General features: G+C 63.8%; 15 protein-coding genes. 14 read left to right on the top strand and 1 reads right to left on the bottom strand.

The window, feature by feature from the left end; all coding sequences use genetic code 11:
* Nucleotides 1–49 precede the first annotated feature (49 nt).
* Genes AC3WWH_RS11940 through AC3WWH_RS11920 form a run of 5 tightly spaced genes read left to right on the top strand, consistent with a single transcriptional unit; the run spans nucleotide 50 to nucleotide 5,992 of the window.
* Nucleotides 50–1,090 carry a LacI family DNA-binding transcriptional regulator gene (locus AC3WWH_RS11940; RefSeq protein ID WP_058321643.1) on the top strand — a complete coding sequence of 347 codons (1,041 nt, stop codon included), beginning with the start codon at nucleotides 50–52 and terminating at the stop codon, nucleotides 1,088–1,090.
* Nucleotides 1,087–2,088 (top strand): Gfo/Idh/MocA family protein, encoded by a 1,002-nt coding sequence (locus AC3WWH_RS11935; protein WP_058321644.1) that lies wholly within the window; start codon nucleotides 1,087–1,089, stop codon nucleotides 2,086–2,088. Before AC3WWH_RS11940 ends, AC3WWH_RS11935 begins: the two co-directional genes overlap by 4 nt.
* Before the next feature lie 4 nt (nucleotides 2,089–2,092).
* Complete coding sequence (locus tag AC3WWH_RS11930) at nucleotides 2,093–3,712, top strand: acyl CoA:acetate/3-ketoacid CoA transferase (RefSeq protein WP_082640734.1); 1,620 nt, start codon at nucleotides 2,093–2,095, stop codon at nucleotides 3,710–3,712.
* On the top strand, nucleotides 3,705–4,484 hold the full coding sequence (locus AC3WWH_RS11925) for an enoyl-CoA hydratase/isomerase family protein (RefSeq protein ID WP_057254847.1): 780 nt from the start codon (nucleotides 3,705–3,707) through the stop codon (nucleotides 4,482–4,484). Before AC3WWH_RS11930 ends, AC3WWH_RS11925 begins: the two co-directional genes overlap by 8 nt.
* Entirely contained in the window at nucleotides 4,484–5,992 is a 1,509-nt protein-coding gene (locus tag AC3WWH_RS11920) for an aldehyde dehydrogenase family protein (protein ID WP_058321645.1), read from the top strand. The genes AC3WWH_RS11925 and AC3WWH_RS11920 overlap by 1 nt, the downstream gene beginning before the upstream one ends.
* A gap of 102 nt (nucleotides 5,993–6,094) precedes the next feature.
* Here the strand turns inward: AC3WWH_RS11920 and AC3WWH_RS11915 are convergent, their stop codons facing one another.
* Complete coding sequence (locus AC3WWH_RS11915; RefSeq protein ID WP_058321646.1) at nucleotides 6,095–7,159, bottom strand: LacI family transcriptional regulator; 1,065 nt, start codon at nucleotides 7,157–7,159, stop codon at nucleotides 6,095–6,097.
* Nucleotides 7,160–7,474: 315 nt separating this feature from the next.
* Between AC3WWH_RS11915 and AC3WWH_RS11910 the strand changes: the two genes are divergently transcribed.
* The 9 genes from AC3WWH_RS11910 to AC3WWH_RS11870 all read left to right on the top strand — a co-directional run bounded on the left by AC3WWH_RS11910 (nucleotide 7,475) and on the right by AC3WWH_RS11870 (nucleotide 17,398).
* Nucleotides 7,475–8,707, top strand: coding sequence for an ABC transporter substrate-binding protein (locus tag AC3WWH_RS11910; RefSeq protein ID WP_373419844.1), 1,233 nt, complete (start codon nucleotides 7,475–7,477; stop codon nucleotides 8,705–8,707).
* A gap of 172 nt (nucleotides 8,708–8,879) precedes the next feature.
* Nucleotides 8,880–9,758, top strand: a complete 879-nt coding sequence (locus tag AC3WWH_RS11905; protein WP_057254851.1) for a carbohydrate ABC transporter permease — start codon at nucleotides 8,880–8,882, stop codon at nucleotides 9,756–9,758.
* Complete coding sequence (locus AC3WWH_RS11900) at nucleotides 9,758–10,639, top strand: carbohydrate ABC transporter permease (protein WP_058321647.1); 882 nt, start codon at nucleotides 9,758–9,760, stop codon at nucleotides 10,637–10,639. The genes AC3WWH_RS11905 and AC3WWH_RS11900 overlap by 1 nt, the downstream gene beginning before the upstream one ends.
* 4 nt (nucleotides 10,640–10,643) lie before the next feature.
* Nucleotides 10,644–11,756 (top strand): ABC transporter ATP-binding protein, encoded by a 1,113-nt coding sequence (locus AC3WWH_RS11895; RefSeq protein ID WP_057254853.1) that lies wholly within the window; start codon nucleotides 10,644–10,646, stop codon nucleotides 11,754–11,756.
* A 6-nt stretch (nucleotides 11,757–11,762) separates the two neighbouring features.
* Nucleotides 11,763–13,262 (top strand): FAD-dependent oxidoreductase, encoded by a 1,500-nt coding sequence (locus AC3WWH_RS11890; RefSeq protein ID WP_058321648.1) that lies wholly within the window; start codon nucleotides 11,763–11,765, stop codon nucleotides 13,260–13,262.
* Nucleotides 13,259–14,038, top strand: a complete 780-nt coding sequence (locus AC3WWH_RS11885) for a 3-ketoacyl-ACP reductase (RefSeq protein ID WP_058321649.1) — start codon at nucleotides 13,259–13,261, stop codon at nucleotides 14,036–14,038. The genes AC3WWH_RS11890 and AC3WWH_RS11885 overlap by 4 nt, the downstream gene beginning before the upstream one ends.
* A 104-nt stretch (nucleotides 14,039–14,142) precedes the next feature.
* Nucleotides 14,143–15,798, top strand: a complete 1,656-nt coding sequence (locus tag AC3WWH_RS11880) for a GMC family oxidoreductase (protein ID WP_058321650.1) — start codon at nucleotides 14,143–14,145, stop codon at nucleotides 15,796–15,798.
* A 7-nt stretch (nucleotides 15,799–15,805) separates the two neighbouring features.
* Nucleotides 15,806–16,123 carry a Dabb family protein gene (locus AC3WWH_RS11875; RefSeq protein ID WP_057254857.1) on the top strand — a complete coding sequence of 106 codons (318 nt, stop codon included), beginning with the start codon at nucleotides 15,806–15,808 and terminating at the stop codon, nucleotides 16,121–16,123.
* Between the two features lie 9 nt (nucleotides 16,124–16,132).
* A complete protein-coding gene (locus AC3WWH_RS11870; RefSeq protein ID WP_058321790.1) occupies nucleotides 16,133–17,398 on the top strand; it encodes a glycerate kinase type-2 family protein in 1,266 nt (421 codons plus the stop codon).
* The last annotated feature ends 89 nt before the right edge of the window (nucleotides 17,399–17,487 follow it).

The raw sequence follows: 17,487 nt of genomic DNA, 5'->3' as shown, positions 1-17,487 counted from the left end.
GTTCCAATTATGAAAGAGAAAAGCAGGTACGAGAATTCGGGAGGATGCTGTGGTCAAGGAAAGGGTGACGGTCATCGATATTGCGCACGCCGCCGACGTGTCCAAGTCGACCGTGTCGCTCGTTCTGCAGGGCAGCTCGCTCGTCAACGAGGCGACGCGCGCCAAGGTGAATGCCGCGATCCGCGATCTCGGCTACGTCTACAACCGTGGAGCTGCCAATCTTCGCCAGGCGAAGTCCAAGATCATCGGCATCGTCGTCAACGATCTCACCAACAGCTTCTTTGCGGAGCTGGCCGTCGGTGTCGATGCCGTCGTGCAGTCGGCTGGCTTCGTGCAGTTCCTTGCCAACACCGGTGAAAAGATCGAGCGTCAGCGCGAAGTGGTGGCGTCGATGCGTGAGCACGGCGTCTCCGGCCTGATCGTCTCTCCGGCGCGCGGCACGGAAGTTGCCGATCTCGCGCCTCTGGTCGATAGCGGCATTCCCGTCGTGCTTGTCGTGCGCGACATTGCCGGCGCCGACGTTTCTTCATTGATATCCGACAATCACGCCGGTGCCATGGCGGCCGTGCGTCACCTGATCGAGCGTGGCCACCAGCGCATCGCCTTTCTCGGCGGCTTTCCCGATACTGCCGTCTTCGAGGCGCGCATGCGCGGCTACCGCGATGCTCTCATCGAGGCCGGTATTGCAGGCTCCGATGCGTTGATCATCGGTTCGGCGCCATCGCGCGCCGGCGGGGTAACGGCGGTGGAACAGGCAATGATGCTCGCCGACCGCCCGACGGCGGCGCTCTGCTTCAACGATGCGGTCGCCTTCGGCGTCTGCGACGGCCTTCGGGCGCGGCGGCTGGAGCCGGGCGCCGATTTCGCCGTCATCGGCTTCGACGACGTGATCGAGGCAAAGACCGCCGTGCCGGCACTGACGACGGTTTCCGTCGATCCGCAGGGCATGGGTCAGCGGGCCGCCGAACTGCTGCTGAAGCAGATCAAGGCCGGCAAGGCGGAACCCGAAGCGATCGTCAGTTCGGTGCGCCTCGTCGTTCGCCAGAGCTGCGGCGCTGCGGTGGAGAGAAAAAGGGAGGCATTGGCATGACGCGGTGGGGTCTGATCGGCGCAAGCACGATTGCGCGCGAATGGGTGATTGGCGCGATCCGCGCCGCCGGTGGCGAGGTCGTCTCGGTCATGAGCACCAATGCCGAGCGCGGCGCTGCCTATGCCGAGGAAAACGGCATTCCGAAGTCGGTGACGTCAGTTGCTGAACTGGTCGGTGATCCCGACGTCGATGCGGTCTATGTCTCGACCACCAACGAATTGCATCGCGAACAGACGCTGGCGGCGATCGCTGCCGGCAAACACGTGCTTTGCGAAAAGCCGCTGGCGATGAATCTCAATGATGGCTGCGAGATGGTGCTGAAGGCGTGTGAGGCGGGCGTCGTGCTCGCCACCAACCACCATCTGCGCAATGCCGCCCCCCATCGCGCCATGCGTGAAGCGATCGCCGCGGGCCGAATCGGCAGGCCGATTGCGGCACGCGTCTTCCATGCCGTCTATCTGCCACCGCACCTCCAGGGCTGGCGGCTCGACAGGCCGGAAGCCGGCGGCGGCGTCATTCTCGACATCACCGTGCATGATGTCGATACGCTGCGCTACGTGCTCGACGACGACCCGATCGAAGCGGTCGCCATCAGCCACAGCGCCGGCATGGGCAAGGAAGGCCTGGAAGACGGCGTCATGGGCGTGCTGCACTTCCGCTCCGGCGTCATCGCCCAGTTCCATGACGCCTTTACCACCAGGTTCGCCGATACCGGCCTCGAGGTGCATGGAACCGAGGGCTCGCTGATCGGCCGCAAGGTCATGACCCAGCGACCGGTCGGAACCGTGACGCTGCGCAATGCCGATGGTGAGACCGAGCTGTCGCTCGACCATCGCAACCTCTACGAAACCGCACTTTCCGCCTTCCACGCCGCAGTCAAGGGCGAAGGCCGTCCTTCGGCCACGGGTGAAGACGGCGTGTGGTCGCTGGCGACGGGTCTTGCCGTGGTCAAGGCGGCTGCGACCGGCCAGGCGGTGGCGATCGAAACGGGACTTTGAACTCATGTCGATGAACAAGCATATCTCGCCGGCCGAAGCGGCCGCCCTGATCCCGGATGGCGCGGTGGTTTCCGTCTCGTCGTCCAGTGGACTCGGCTGCCCCGACCTGATGCTGAAGGCGATCGGTGAGCGCTTCGAGGCGACCGGTCATCCGCGCGATCTCACGACACTGCACCCGATCGCCGCCGGCGACATGAGCGGCATCAAAGGTGTCGACTACATCGCGAAGAAGGGCCTGCTGAAGAAGATCATCGGCGGCTCCTATCCCTCCGGTCCGTCCAGCGCCGAGCCGCCGCTGATCTGGCAGATGATCGGCGCCAACGAAGTGGCCGCCTACAACGTCCCGTCCGGCATCCTGTTCGACATGCATCGCGAAGCTGCGGCCAAGCGGCCGGGCGTGATGACCAAAGTCGGCCTCGACACCTTTGTCGACCCATCGCGCGAGGGCTGCGCGATGAACGCTTCGGCGGCGGCCGAACCGGTGGTCAAGAAGGTCTCGTTCGAGGGCGAGGACTGGCTCTATTTCAAGGCGATCGCGCCTGAGGTGGCCATTATCCGCGCCACGACCGCGGACGAGCGCGGCAACCTCACCTATGAACACGAGGGCGCCTATCTCGGCGGCCTCGACCAGGCGCTCGCCGCCCGCAACAACGGCGGCATCGTCATTGCCCAGGTCAAGCGCATCACCAAGGAAGGCTCGTTGAAGCCGCACGACGTGCGCGTGCCGGGCGTCCTCGTGGATTATGTCGTCGTCGATCCCGACCAGAAGCAGACGACCCAGACGCTCTACGATCCGGCGATCTCAGGCGAAATCTTCCGACCGCTCGAGAGCTTCCGCGTGCCGGAATTCAACATCCAGAAGGTCATTGCCCGCCGTGTGGCGCAGGAACTGGAAGCCGGCAGCGCCGTCAATCTCGGCTTCGGCATCTCGGCCAACGTGCCGCGCATCCTGCTCGAAGAAGGCCTGCATGGCGCGGTCACCTGGGTGATCGAGCAGGGCGCCGTCGGCGGCGTGCCGCTTCTCGATTTCGCTTTCGGCTGCGCCTCGAACGCTGATGCCTTCATGCCTTCGCCCTACCAGTTCACCTATTTCCAGGGTGCCGGCTTCGACGCGTCGCTGCTCTCCTTCCTCGAGATCGACCGTCACGGCTCGGTCAATGTCTCAAAGCTCTCGTTCCGTCCGCATGTGACGGCCGGCGCCGGCGGCTTCGTCGACATCACGGCGCGGGCGAAGAAGATCGTCTTTTCCGGCATGTTCAATGCCGGCGCCAAGCTTTCGATCGGCGATGGCAAGCTGGTGATCGAGAAGGAAGGCAAGCTGAAGAAGCTGGTCAACGAGGTCGAACACGTCACCTTCTCCGGCCGTCGCGGCATCGAGCAAGGCCAGGACATCACCTATGTGACCGAGCGCTGCGTGATGAAGCTGACGCCTGAGGGCGTCATGCTGACGGAGATCGCGCCGGGCGTCGATCTGCAGACCCATATTCTTGATCAGTCGGAGTTTCCGCTGATCGTGTCCAATCAGCTGAAAACGATGGATGCTGCCCTCTTCCAGGACGCACTGATCGGGCTTGAGCTGCCGAAAAAGGCGCAGCGTCGGCTCGACGGAGGCCACCATGGCTGAGGGGCGCATCCGAATTGAGATAGAAGGCGCGATCGCGACCATGACGGTCGCCCGCCCGGAAAAGCTCAACGCCTTCGACATCGACATGCTGAAGGCCCTGGCCGCCGCCTGCGATACGGTAGAGGCCGACCGCAACATCCGCGTTGTCATCCTCACCGGTGAGGGCAAGGCGTTTTCGGCCGGCGGCGACATCAAGGCCTGGGGCGGCATGGATGCGCCCGCATTCGGTCATGACTGGGTGCGCTTCGGCCATCGTGTGTTCGAGCGGCTGGCGACGTTGCGCATGCCTGTGATCGCCGCGCTCAACGGCCACGCGCTCGGAGGCGGGCTGGAGCTTGCGGCCGCGGCCGACATCCGCCTGGCCGAGGCGCAGATCAAGATCGGTCTGCCGGAAACGAGCCTCGGCATGGTTCCCGGTTGGTCGGGCACGCAGCGCCTGGTCTCGCGCTTCGGTGCCCAGATCGTGCGGCGCATGGTGCTGGGTGGCGAGATGTTCACTGCCGAGACTGCGCTCAAGGAAGGTTTGGTCGATGCCGTCGTCGAGACCGGCACGGTCCTTGCCGCCGCCCGCGACTACGCGGCGCGTGTTGCGAAGCGCGGCCCGGCGGCGCTCGAAATCTCGAAACTGATGATCGCTTCGGCGAATGGCGAAGACAATGGCTCGGCGGTCGAGGCTCTCGGCTCGATCCTCGTCGCCAAGACCGGTGATCTCAAGGAAGGCGTTGCCGCCTTTTCCGAAAAGCGTGAAGCCCAATTCAAGGGAGAATGGTAATGACCGTGCTCGTGAAACCCAAGGCGCTTGGCGACCACAAGGTCCGCGCCTTCCAGATGCTGATCGACGGCAAATGGGTGGACAGCGCCGAGCGGCGCATGATCGAGCGCGTGTCGCCGGGCCATGGCGTCGTCGTCAGCCGCTACCAAGCGGGCACCAAGGCCGACGCCGAAAAGGCGATCGCCGCGGCTCGCCGTGCTTTCGACGAAGGCGCCTGGCCGCGCATGACCGCTTCGCAGCGCTCGCTCGTGCTGCTGCGGGCGGCCGATATGATTGCCGAGCGCGCCGATGAACTCGCCTATCTCGACGCGATCGAATCCGGCAAGCCGATCAGCCAGGCCAAGGGCGAGCTTGGCGGCGCGGCCGATATCTGGCGCTATGCCGCGGCCCTTGCCCGCGATCTGCATGGCGAAAGCTACAACACGCTCGGCGATGGCACGCTTGGTGTCGTGCTGCGCGAAGCGATTGGCGTCGTCTCGATCATCACGCCCTGGAACTTCCCGTTCCTGATCGTCAGCCAGAAGCTGCCCTTCGCCTTGGCGGCGGGCTGCACCACGGTGGTCAAGCCGTCCGAACTGACCTCGGCTTCGACGCTGCTGCTCGGCGAAATCCTCGAAGCGGCTGGCGTCCCTGCTGGCGTCGTCAACATCATCACCGGCACGGGGCCGGAGGTCGGCGCGCCGATGACGACGCATCCGGATGTGGACATGGTGTCCTTCACCGGTTCGACCGGCGTTGGTCGCCTGACCATGGCCAATGCCGCACAGACGCTGAAGAAGGTGTCGCTGGAACTCGGCGGCAAGAACCCGCAGATCGTCTTCCCCGACGCCAATCTCGACGAATTCATCGATGCGGCCGTCTTCGGCGCCTATTTCAATGCCGGCGAATGCTGCAATGCCGGCTCGCGTCTGATCCTGCATCGCGATATCGCCGACGAGGTGACGCGGCGGATCGCCGAGCTTTCGGCCAAGGTCAAGGTCGGCGATCCGCTGGATCCGGAAACCCAGGTCGGCGCGATCATCACGCCGCAGCATCTGGAAAAGATTGCCGGCTATGTTTCTGCTGCATCCAAGGATGGCGCTGCGGTCGCGCATGGCGGCACGGCCCTCGATCTCGGCATGGGTCAGTTCATGGCGCCGACGATCCTCTCGGCCGTGCGCCCCGACATGGCGGTGGCGCGCGAGGAAGTGTTCGGCCCGGTTCTTTCGGTATTGACCTTCGAGACGACCGAGGAAGCGATCAGCATCGCCAATGCGATCGACTACGGTCTTTCGGCCGGCGTCTGGAGCCGCGACTTCGACACCTGCCTGATGATCGGCCGCCGCGTGCGCGCCGGCACCATCTGGATGAATACCTTCATGGATGGCGCGTCCGAGCTGCCCTTCGGCGGTTACCGCCAGTCCGGCCTCGGCCGCGAGCTCGGCCGACATTCGGTCGAGGATTACACCGAGACCAAGACGCTCAACATGCATATGGGGCCGCGCACCGGCTGGTGGATGCCGCGTTAAGGCGCTGCTGAGGGAGGAGAAGACATGCGGATCGAGGGCGGAGATCAGAGGCGGCAGGAGGCAGCGTCACGCGACGCGGCCTTGCGCATCTTTTCCGCCCGCTCAGCCCGCCGTGCTGAAACTCGCGGGGATCTGCGGACAGAGCAACAGTTGCAGCTTACTGACGTCGCTTTCGCCGCCGATCTTCTGCAGGAGCACCCGGCCCATGTCCTCGCCGGTTGCCGTCAGGTCTTCGTAGATCGTCTCGACCTGCGGCTGGATGGCGCTCAGCAGATGCGAGGTCTGCTTGGCGACGATGTCGTATTCGCGGCCAAGCGTCAGCCCGCAATCGCTCATGCCGGTGATGGTTGCGAGCGCGCAGACCTCCCCGCCGCACATGAAACTGTCCGGCGGACCGGGCTCGGCGTAGCGCTGCCGGATACGGTCGCGGATCGCGCCGGCGGGACTGTCGAGGTCGATGCCGGTGAGGATCTCATAGGCGCAGCCGGCCTCGCGCACGGCGGTCATGAAGCCATGCTGCAGATGACCGGCGAAGGTGAAGTCGGCGGGGCCGCTGATCAGCGCCGGCTTGCGCCTGCCCTTGGCGATCAGCCGTTTCGTCGCCTGATAGGAAAAGGTGAAATTGTCGTAGTCGACATAGGGGTGCGGGGTGGAAAGCTCGGTGCGCCCGTGGGTGACGAAGGGAAAGCCGAGATCGGACAGCAGCCGGACGCGGGGATCGAGCGGTTCCGTGCGCGAGAAGATCAGGCCATCGGCCATGCCGTTGCGGGTGATGTAGTTGACCGCCTCGACATTGGTCGAATTCAGGAAGTTCGGCATGACGATCAGGTGAAACGCCGTGCCCTGCAGCGCCTTGGCGATGCCGCTCATGATCGAAGTGCCGTAGCCGAGGATTTCCTCATGCGGGTCGAGCAGCACGCCGATGACATTGGTGCGGCCGGTCTTCAGGCGCTGGGCGGCGCGGTCGGGCGAGTAGCCGATCTCATCGGCGACCTCGCGCACCCGCTTGCGGGTATCGAGCGAAATCTGCGGCGCATCGGAAAGCGCGCGGGATACGGTGGTGACCGCAAGGCCGGTGATTTCCGCGATCGTGCGAAGGGTCGGCTTGCCGCGCTTGGCGGTGGAGCCACCGTCTTCGCGATGGGCGGGCTTGGAGGGATCGGCCAATGCAAGTCATCCTGAGAGCGGGCGAGAGCGGGTTTTGTAACGTGGTGCGAACGCTTAGGCAATCGAATCATGAAAACGTTTTAAATCTCGCATCGCGGCATGGTTTGCTGCACTGCAAAAGCCAATGTGTGCTATATAATTCAGCAAATTCAATCGGTTCTGAAGGTGCTAAAATACAAAATGGCGCAATGCTTGACTTGCTGAATTTATAACGTTTTAAATGGCCAGCCGCTGGCTAGAGCGGCGCGAATTCCGGGGTGGAAGGAGGTTCCACTTCGAAAACTTGCAAACGGGAGGATAACGATGCGCAAGTTGATGACGACGACGGCCGTTGTGGCGCTGATGATGGCGGCCACCGCCGCGCGCGCAGCCGAAAACGTGGAAGTTCTGCACTGGTGGACATCCGGTGGCGAAGCTGCCGCACTCGACGTCCTGAAGAAGGATCTGGAAAGCAAGGGCATCACCTGGACCGACATGCCGGTTGCCGGCGGTGGCGGTACGGAAGCCATGACCGTTCTGCGCGCTCGCGTCACCGCGGGCAACGCTCCGACCGCCGTTCAGATGCTCGGCTTCGACATTCTCGACTGGGCCAAGGAAGGCGCGCTCGGCAACCTCGATGAAACCGCTGCCAAGGAAGGCTGGGACAAGGTTGTGCCGACGGCCCTGCAGCAGTTCTCGAAGTATGACGGCCACTGGATCGCAGCTCCGGTCAACGTCCACTCGACCAACTGGGTCTGGATCAACAAGGCCGCACTGGACAAGGCTGGCGGCAAGGAACCGGCCAATTGGGACGAACTGATCGCGCTGCTCGACAACTTCAAGGCTCAAGGGATCACCCCGATCGCCCATGGCGGCCAGCCCTGGCAGGATGCGACGATCTTCGACGCTGTCGTGCTTTCGCTCGGCACCGACTTCTACAAGCAGGCCTTTATCGACCTCGACCCGGCAGCGCTCGGCGGCGACAAGATGAAGGAAGCCTTCGATCGCATGACGAAGCTGCGCTCGTATGTCGACGACAACTTCTCCGGTCGCGACTGGAACCTCGCTTCCGCCATGGTCATCGAGAACAAGGCCGGCCTGCAGTTCATGGGCGACTGGGCGAAGGGCGAGTTCCTGAAGGCCAAGAAGGTGCCTGGCACCGATTTCGTCTGCATGCGCTTCCCGGGCACGCAAGGCTCGGTCACCTTCAACTCCGACCAGTTCGCGATGTTCAAGGTTGCTGACGACAAGGTTCCGGCGCAGCTCGCCATGGCTTCGGCCATCGAAAGCCCGACCTTCCAGTCGGCCTTCAACGTGGTCAAGGGTTCGGTCCCGGCCCGCACCGACGTTCCGGACACGGACTTCGACGCTTGCGGCAAGAAGGGCATCAAGGACCTCGCCGAAGCCAACAGCAACGGCAAGCTTTTCGGTTCCATGGCGCATGGCCATGCCAACCCGGCTGCCGTCAAGAACGCGATCTACGACGTCGTGACGCGTGAGTTCAACGGCGAACTGACGTCCGAAGAGGCCGTCAAGGAACTGGTCACAGCGGTCGAGGCCGCGAAGTAACGGGCTCGTTCCGGGGCGCTCAAAGCGCCCCGGACACCCATTCCGACATGCAAGCGTCGTCGTACCGCCGTGGCCAATAGGACGCGGGGAAGGGCGCTTCGATACCCAGAACCTCGCGCGGATGCCGATATCAGGGATTTCCCGACGGCCGCGCCAGAAGTGGTGAACGTTCATGGATAGCCGCAGCCGCCTGCAGGACCTGATACCGAAGCTGGTCCTTGCCCCGAGCTTCCTTATCGTCCTGATCTTTGTCTATGGCTTCATTGCCTATACCGGCTTCCTGTCGATGACGGACAGCAAGATGCTGCCGTCCTACAATTTCGTCGGGTTCAGCAATTACGCGAAGCTGTGGGCACTGCCGCACTGGTGGCGGGCGGTGAGCAACCTGGCGATCTTCGCCGCGCTCTATATCGCCATCTGCTCCGTGCTCGGCCTTGGGTTGGCGATCCTGCTCGACCAGAAGATCCGGGCCGAAGGTTTCCTGCGGCCGATCTACCTCTATCCGATGGCGCTCTCGTTCATCGTGACGGGAACGGCTTGGAAGTGGTTCCTCGATCCTGGCATCGGTCTTGAAAACACCATGCATCTCTGGGGCTGGGAGAGCTTCTCCTTCAACTGGATCAAGGACCGCAACTACGCGATCTACTGCGTCGTGATTGCCGCTGTCTGGCAGTCGACCGGCTTCATCATGGCGATGTTCCTGGCCGGCCTTCGCGGCGTCGACAACGAGATTATCAAGGCAGCACAGATCGACGGCGCCAAGACCTCGACGATCTATCGCCGGATCATCATTCCCTTGATGCGGCCGGTGTTCCTGTCGGCCTTCGTGGTGCTCGCGCACCTGGCGATCAAGGCCTACGACCTGATCATCGCCTTGACCGGCGGCGGCCCGGGGCAGGCGACCGAACTGCCAGCGACCTTCATGTATTCCTACACCTTCACCCGCAACCAGATGGGCATCGGCGCGTCCTCGGCGATCATCATGCTGGTGATGATCTTCTCGATCATCGTTCCGTATCTCTATTCCGAAATCCGGGGAGCAAAACGCTGATGAGCGCTCCGAGCCCAGACAACATCATCTCGCACAACCGCCTCACCCGCGCGCTGATCTACACCGCGCTGATCCTCTTCGCGCTCTATTCGCTGCTGCCGCTCTATGTGATGCTGGTGAACTCGGTGAAGCCGCTCGATGAGATCCGCCAGGGCGGCATGCTCAACCTGCCGCAAACCTGGACGATCGAGCCCTGGCTTCAGGCCTGGTCGACGGCGCAGATCGGCGTTCAGCCGACTGGCCTCAAGCCATTCTTCATCAACTCGATCCTGATGGTCGTTCCGGCCGTGGCGATCTCGACGATCATCGGCGCGCTCAACGGTTATGTGCTGACGAAGTGGCGCTTCCCGGGTGCCAACATCTTCTTCGGCATGCTGCTGCTCTCGTGCTTCATCCCGTTCCAGATCGTGCTGATCCCGATGGCGCGTATCCTTGGCATCCTCGGGCTCGCCGGTTCGATCTGGGGCCTGATCTTCGTCCATGTGATCTACGGCCTCGGCTTCACGACGCTTTACTTCCGCAACTACTACGAGGCGTTTCCGACGGAACTGGTGCGCGCGGCGCAGATCGATGGCGCCAGCTTCTTCCAGATCTTCTGGCGTATCCTCCTGCCGTCGTCTGGCCCGATCATCGTCGTTTCGGTCATCTGGCAGTTCACCAATATCTGGAATGACTTCCTGTTCGGTGCGTCTTTCTCCGGCCCCTATTCGACGCCGATGACGGTTGCGCTCAACAACCTCGTTTCGTCCTCGACAGGCGTCAAGGAATACAACGTTCACTTCGCGGGCGCGATCCTTGCCGCCCTGCCAACGCTCATCGTCTACATCGTGTCCGGCCGCTACTTCGTTCGCGGGCTGATGTCGGGCGCCGTGAAAGGATAGGCTCATGTCTTTCTTGAAAATCAGCAACCTGCGCAAATCCTATGGCTCGCTCGAGATCCTGAAGGACATCAACCTGGAGATTGAAAAGGGTGGTTTCCTCGTGCTCGTCGGCCCCTCGGGCTGCGGCAAGTCCACGCTGCTCAACACGATTGCCGGGCTGGAGCCGATCACGTCGGGGGAGATCGCCATCAATGGCCGCTCGGTCGCCGATCTGCATCCGTCGAAGCGCGACATCGCCATGGTGTTCCAGTCCTACGCGCTCTATCCGAACATGACGGTCGCCGGAAACATCGCCTTCGGCATGGAAATCCGCGGCGTGCCGAAGGACGAGCGCGAAAAGGCGATCAAGCAGGTCGCCGACATGCTGCAGATCGGCCATTTGCTCGACCGCAAGCCGAGCCAGCTTTCCGGCGGTCAGCGCCAGCGCGTCGCCATGGGCCGTGCGCTGGTGCGCAACCCGCAGGTCTTCCTGTTCGACGAGCCGCTGTCCAACCTCGACGCCAAGCTGCGCGTCGACATGCGCACCGAGATCAAGCGCCTGCACCATCGCATGAAGACGACGATCGTCTACGTCACGCACGACCAGATCGAGGCGATGACGCTGGCGACCAAGATCGCGGTCTTGAAGGACGGCGTGCTGCAGCAGTTCGGAACGCCGGCGGAGATCTACAACAATCCGGCCAACATGTTCGTCGCCGACTTCATGGGCTCGCCGGCCATGAACCTGTTGACGGCGCGCATCGAAAAGAGCGGTTCCGACGTTGCCGTCACGCTCGCGCGCCCGAACGCCGAGCCGATGAAGCTGGCGGTGCCGCATAACGGCGCACTCGCCGCCTATGCCGGCAAGGACGTCGTCTTCGGCATCCGTCCGGAAGCGCTGACCGATCCTGACGGGGCCGACCGCAATGCCAAGGCGATCGTCGAAGGTGAATGCCTGATCGAGGTGGTTGAGCCCGCGGGTTCGGACACTTTCGCGGTGACCCGTCTCGGCGGCAAGGAGGTCGTTGCTCGCCTGCGCGCCGATGCGCGCATCGCCCCCGGCCAGACCTCGCGCCTTGCCTTCAACCTCGACAAGGCGGTGTTCTTCGACCCGCAGAGCCAGCAGCGGATCGTGTAACGAACGATGCAGGAGCAGCCGGACATCGTCATCATCGGGTCGGGTATCGGCGGCTCCACCATTGCGGCGGGGCTTGCCGGCTCCGGTGCCCGCATCGCCATCCTCGAGCGCGGCGAGCGCCTGCCCGACACGCCGGAGGCACGCAGCTACAGCTCGATATTCGTCAAGGGCCATTTCCGACCCAGGGAGATGTGGCGCGAGCCCGATGGTGCCGAGTTCAATCCGGGAAATTTCTACTTCGTCGGCGGCAATTCCAAGCTCTTCGGCGCGGTGCTCCTGCGCTACCGTGCCGAGGATTTCACCGAGATGCAGCACCTTGGCGGCGTCTCGCCGGCCTGGCCCTTTGCCTATGAAGAGCTGGAGCCGTGGTACGGCAAGGCCGAGCAATTGTTCGAGGTGCGCGGCGAGCTGGGCCAGGACCCGACGGAGCCGTTCCACGCTTCGCCCTATCCTCACGGCCCGGTACCGGACGAGCCGGCGATTGCCCGCGCGCGCGCCGAGTTGAAGGCGCAGGGACTGCACCCGGCGACGCTGCCGCTCGGTGTCGATATCGAGACGTGGCTCGCCGGCGGGCGCACGCCATGGGACGGATTTCCCAACACCGGCGAGGGCAAGAAGGATGCCGAGACCGCATCGCTCGCGGCCGCCCTGAAGGACCCCAATATCGAGCTGATCACCTCAGCCCATGTCGACACGCTGGAGGCAGGCCCGGGCGGGCGGATCGAGGCGATCCACTACACCCACAGGGGCGAGAAGAAGCGCCTGTCGCCGATGCTGGTGATCCTGGCGGCGGGCGCGATCAATTCGGCGGCCATCCTGCTGCGCTCCGGCGACGGCAAGGGGCTGGCAAACGCTTCCGACCAGGTCGGCCGCAACTTCATGAACCACAATTGCAGCGCCATGCTGGCGATCAATCCGTTCCGGCGCAATGACAGCATCTACCAGAAGACGCTGATGCTGAACGATTATTACCTGACCGGCGGCCGGGACGGTTTGCCGCTCGGCAATGTCCAGCTGCTCGGCAAGATCAACGCCGACATCCTCAAGGCCAATGCGCCGGTCTGGGCACCGCGCTTCGCCTTCGACTTCATGGCCGGTCATGCGGTCGACTGGTACATGATGACCGAGGACCTGCCGAACCCGGAAAGTCGTATCATGGTCGACGGCAAGGGCATCATCATGCAGTGGCGGCGCTCGAACATGGAGGCACTTTCCGGGCTCGAAGCGAAGATGCGCGCGCACTTCAAGGCCGCCGGCTATCCGATCGTGCTATCCCAGGCCTTCGACAAGCGCACGCCGTCGCACCAGTGCGGCACGGTGCGCATGGGCAAGGACCCGAAGGATGCGCCGCTCGACGTTTATTGCCGTGCTTTCGACCACCCGAACCTTTTTGTCGTCGACGCGAGCTTCCTGCCCACGTCTGCTGCCGTCAATCCGGCGCTGACGGTTGCCGCCCAGGCGCTGCGCGTCGCCGACCATATCGTTGCGAAGGAGTTCCGATCATGACGTCATCGACGCGTCCCGTCGCCATCGTCACCGGCGGCCGCCGCGGCATCGGGCTCGGCGTTGCCCGCGCGCTTGCGCGCGAGGGTTTCGACATCGCGATCACCGGTCTCGGCGCTCCAGACACTGCCACGGACCAGACGCTTGCCGAACTTGCGGGCGATCGCGGCCGGGCCATCTACATCGAGGCCAATCTTGCCGATGTCGGCGGGCATGGCGCCACCGTCGAGCGCATCCGTAACGAACTCGGTCCGATCCGCTGCCTCGTCAACAATGCCGGCATCGCCTCGGTCGTCAGGGGCGATTTCCTCGACCTGCTGCCGGAGAATTTCGACACGATCGTCGCCACCAACCTGCGCGGCACGGTGTTCTTCACCCAAGCGGTTCTGGTGTCGATGCTGACCGATCCGGCCGATGTGACGCCGCGGTCGATTATCAACATCACCTCGGTTTCGGCGACGATGAGTTCGCCGGAGCGGCTCGACTATTGCATGACCAAGGCCGGGCTTGCCGCCTTCAGCCAGGGGCTGGCGCTCCGGCTCGCCAATACCGGAATCTCGGTCTTCGAGATCCGGCCGGGTATCATCCGCTCCGACATGACCGCGGGCGTCTCGGCGAAATACGACACCCTGATCGATGGCGGGCTGGTGCCGATGCACCGTTGGGGCGAGCCGGAGGATATCGGCAACATGGTGGCCGGTCTCGCCGGCGGCACTTTCGGCTTTGCCACGGGTTCCGTCATCCAGGCGGATGGCGGCCTTTCGATCGGCCGACTCTAGGAAACAGGCAGGATTTTACGGACGCTCGCAAGCGGGCAGGGTTTGGAGTTATCACGTCGAAAATTTGGAACGTTCCAAATGGCGGCGGCGGAGGAAAACAGAGAATGAGCTACGACTACATCATCACCGGTGCCGGCCCGGCCGGCTGCGTTCTTGCCAACCGCCTCTCCGAGGATTCGTCGGTGCGCGTGCTGCTGCTGGAGGCCGGCGGCGGCGACTGGAACCCGCTGTTCCACATGCCAGCCGGTTTCGCCAAGATGACCAAGGGTGTTGCCAGCTGGGGCTGGGAGACCGTGCCGCAGAAGCACATGAAGGGCAGGGTGCTGCGCTATACCCAGGCCAAGGTCATCGGCGGCGGCTCGTCGATCAATGCCCAACTCTATACCCGCGGCAACGCCGCCGACTACGATCTCTGGGCCTCCGAGGACGGCTGCACCGGCTGGGACTATCGCAGCGTGCTTCCCTATTTCAAACGCTGCGAAGACAACCAGCGTTTTGCCGACGACTATCACGCCTATGGCGGCCCGCTCGGCGTCTCAATGCCGGTCTCGGCGCTGCCGATCTGCGACGCCTATATCCGCGCCGGCCAGGAACTCGGCATTCCCTATAACCATGATTTCAACGGCCGCCAGCAGGCGGGCGTCGGCTTCTACCAGCTCACCCAGCGCAACCGTCGCCGGTCGAGCGCGTCGCTTGCTTATCTCTCGCCGATCAAGGATCGCCGTAATCTGACGGTCCGGACCGGCGCGCGCGTCGCGCGGATCGTGCTTGAGGGCACCCGCGCCGTCGGCGTCGAAGTCGTCACCGGCAAGGGCAGCGAGGTGATCCGGGCCGAGCGCGAGGTGCTCGTTTCCTCTGGTGCCATCGGCTCGCCGAAGCTGCTGTTGCAATCCGGTATCGGCCCGGCGGATCACCTGAAGTCGGTCGGCGTCTCGGTGAAGCACGACCTGCCCGGGGTCGGCGGCAACCTGCAGGACCACCTCGATCTCTTCGTCATTTCCGAATGCACCGGCGACCACACCTATGACGGCGTGGCGAAACTACATCGTACGCTGTGGGCCGGGCTGCAATATGTGCTGTTCCGTTCCGGTCCGGTGGCGTCCTCGCTCTTTGAAACCGGGGGCTTCTGGTATGCCGATCCCAATGCGCGTTCGCCGGATATCCAGTTCCATCTGGGGCTCGGCTCCGGTATCGAGGCGGGCGTCGAAAAATTGAAGAACGCCGGCGTGACGCTCAATTCCGCCTATCTGCATCCGCGCTCGCGCGGCACGGTCCGGCTTTCGTCCTCCGATCCGGCGGCAGCGCCGTTGATCGATCCCAACTACTGGGAGGATCCGCACGATCGCAAGATGTCGATCGAGGGGTTGAAGATCGCCCGCGAGATCATGCAGCAGGCGGCGCTGAAGCCTTTCGTGATGGCGGAACGTCTTCCCGGCAATTCGGTCATCAGCGATGAACAGTTCTTCGACTACGGCTGCGCCAATGCCAAGACGGATCACCACCCCGTCGGAACCTGCAAGATGGGGACGGACGCCATGGCGGTGGTCGACCTCGATCTCAAGGTGCGGGGGCTGGAGGGACTGCGCGTCTGCGACAGCTCGGTGATGCCGCGCGTTCCCTCTTGCAACACCAACGGGCCGACGATCATGATGGGGGAGAAGGGCGCCGACATCATTCGCGAGCGCCAGCCCCTGCCGCCTGCCATCTTTGCCCACGAACGTAACGACAGCCGCCCGCGCGCCCGCGCCGATATCCGTTGAGGTCCCCATGATCCGCCATTGCGTCTTCATCCGCTTCCGCCCCGAAATCTCCGAGGAGGAGAAAGCAACGATCTTCGACGAGATCGTCGCGCTGAAATCACGGTTGCCGGGTTTCATGGCAGCCCATATCGGTGGCAATGTCAGCCCGGAAGTGGGCATGGACAAGGGCCATGGCCTAGGTTTCATCGTCGACTTCACCGATGCGGCGGCCCGCGACGCCTACCTGGAAGACGAGGCGCACCGCAAGACCGGCGCCAAGATCGTCGCTGCGGCCGAAGGCGGCGTTGCCGGTATCTTCGTCTACGACCTCGAAATTGCCGATTGAGTGACGATCATGCTCGAAGCGCGCCCGTTCCTGACCCGGCTATTCGAGGAAGCCGTAAGAGCCGCCGACCCCTATGAGGCAATCAAGGCGCATCTGCCCGATCCGCCAAAGGGGCGGACCGTGGTCGTCGGCGCCGGCAAGGCGGCGAGCCAGATGGCGGCCGCCTTTGAGCGGCTCTGGAAGCATCCGTTGCGCGGGACGGTGGTGGCACGACACGGCCCGATCGAACATTGCGAGCGGATCACGGTGCTGCAATCGGCCCACCCTGTGCCGGACGAAGCCGGCCTCGCGGCCTCGAGCGTGCTGCTTTACGCCGTCTCCAACCTGACAGCCGACGATCTCGTGGTTGCGCTGGTTTCCGGCGGCGGCTCGGCCCTGCTGCCGGCGCCGCCTGAAGGCTTGACGCTTGCCGACGAGATTGCGGTCAACAAAGCGCTCCTTGCTTCCGGTGCACCGATCTCAGCGATGAATGTGGTCCGCAAGCACGTGTCGCGCATCAAGGGCGGTCGGCTCGCTGCGGCGGCTTTCCCGGCGCGTGTCGTCACCCTGGTGGTCTCCGACGTGCCCGGCGACAATCCGGCCTTCGTCGCCTCGGGTCCAACCGTTCCGGATCGCAGCACGCCGGCGGAGGCACTTGATATCGTTGCTCGTTACCGCATGGCGCTGCCCGATGGGGTGATGGCGCATCTGCGCTCGGAAGCGGCAAGAGCGCCCGATCCGGACGATCTGCGTTTTGCCGGACATGAATGCCACGTGATCGCCTCGGCGAGCGTGTCGCTGGAGGCGGCCGCGGCTAAGGCGCGCGAACTCGGTATCGAGGCGCGTATTCTATCCGATGCGATCGAGGGAGAGGCGCGTGATATCGGCCGCATGCATGCGGCGCTCGCTCGTGAAGTGGCGCTCAGGAGCCGCCCCTTCGAGAAGCCGGTGGTGCTGCTTTCCGGCGGCGAGACGACGGTGACGATCTCAGGCAAGGACTACGGCAAGGGTGGGCGCAACAGCGAATTGCTGCTGTCGCTGGCGCTCGATATCGATGGCGTTGCGGGCATTGATGCGCTTGCGGCGGATACGGATGGCATCGACGGTTCCGAGGACAATGCCGGCGCCTTTGCCGACGGTGAGAGCATAACCCGCATGCGGGCGGCCGGCATCGATCCGCGCCTGCACCTCGCCCGCCATGATGCCTGGTCGGCCTTTGCCGCGAGTGGTGATCTCTTCGCGCCCGGACCGACCGGAACGAACGTCAACGATTTCCGGGCGCTGCTGATCCGCTAGGACGCGGCTTTCTCGCAGAGATGTTAGCCGGATTCGGCGCCGCATGTGAAATGCAAACGCCGCCGCCGATATCCGCGGCGGCGGCGCTG

It is taken from the genome of Ensifer sp. EB106-03-01-XG145 (assembly GCF_058792075.1).
This window is presented reverse-complemented; position numbering and strand designations above follow the sequence as displayed.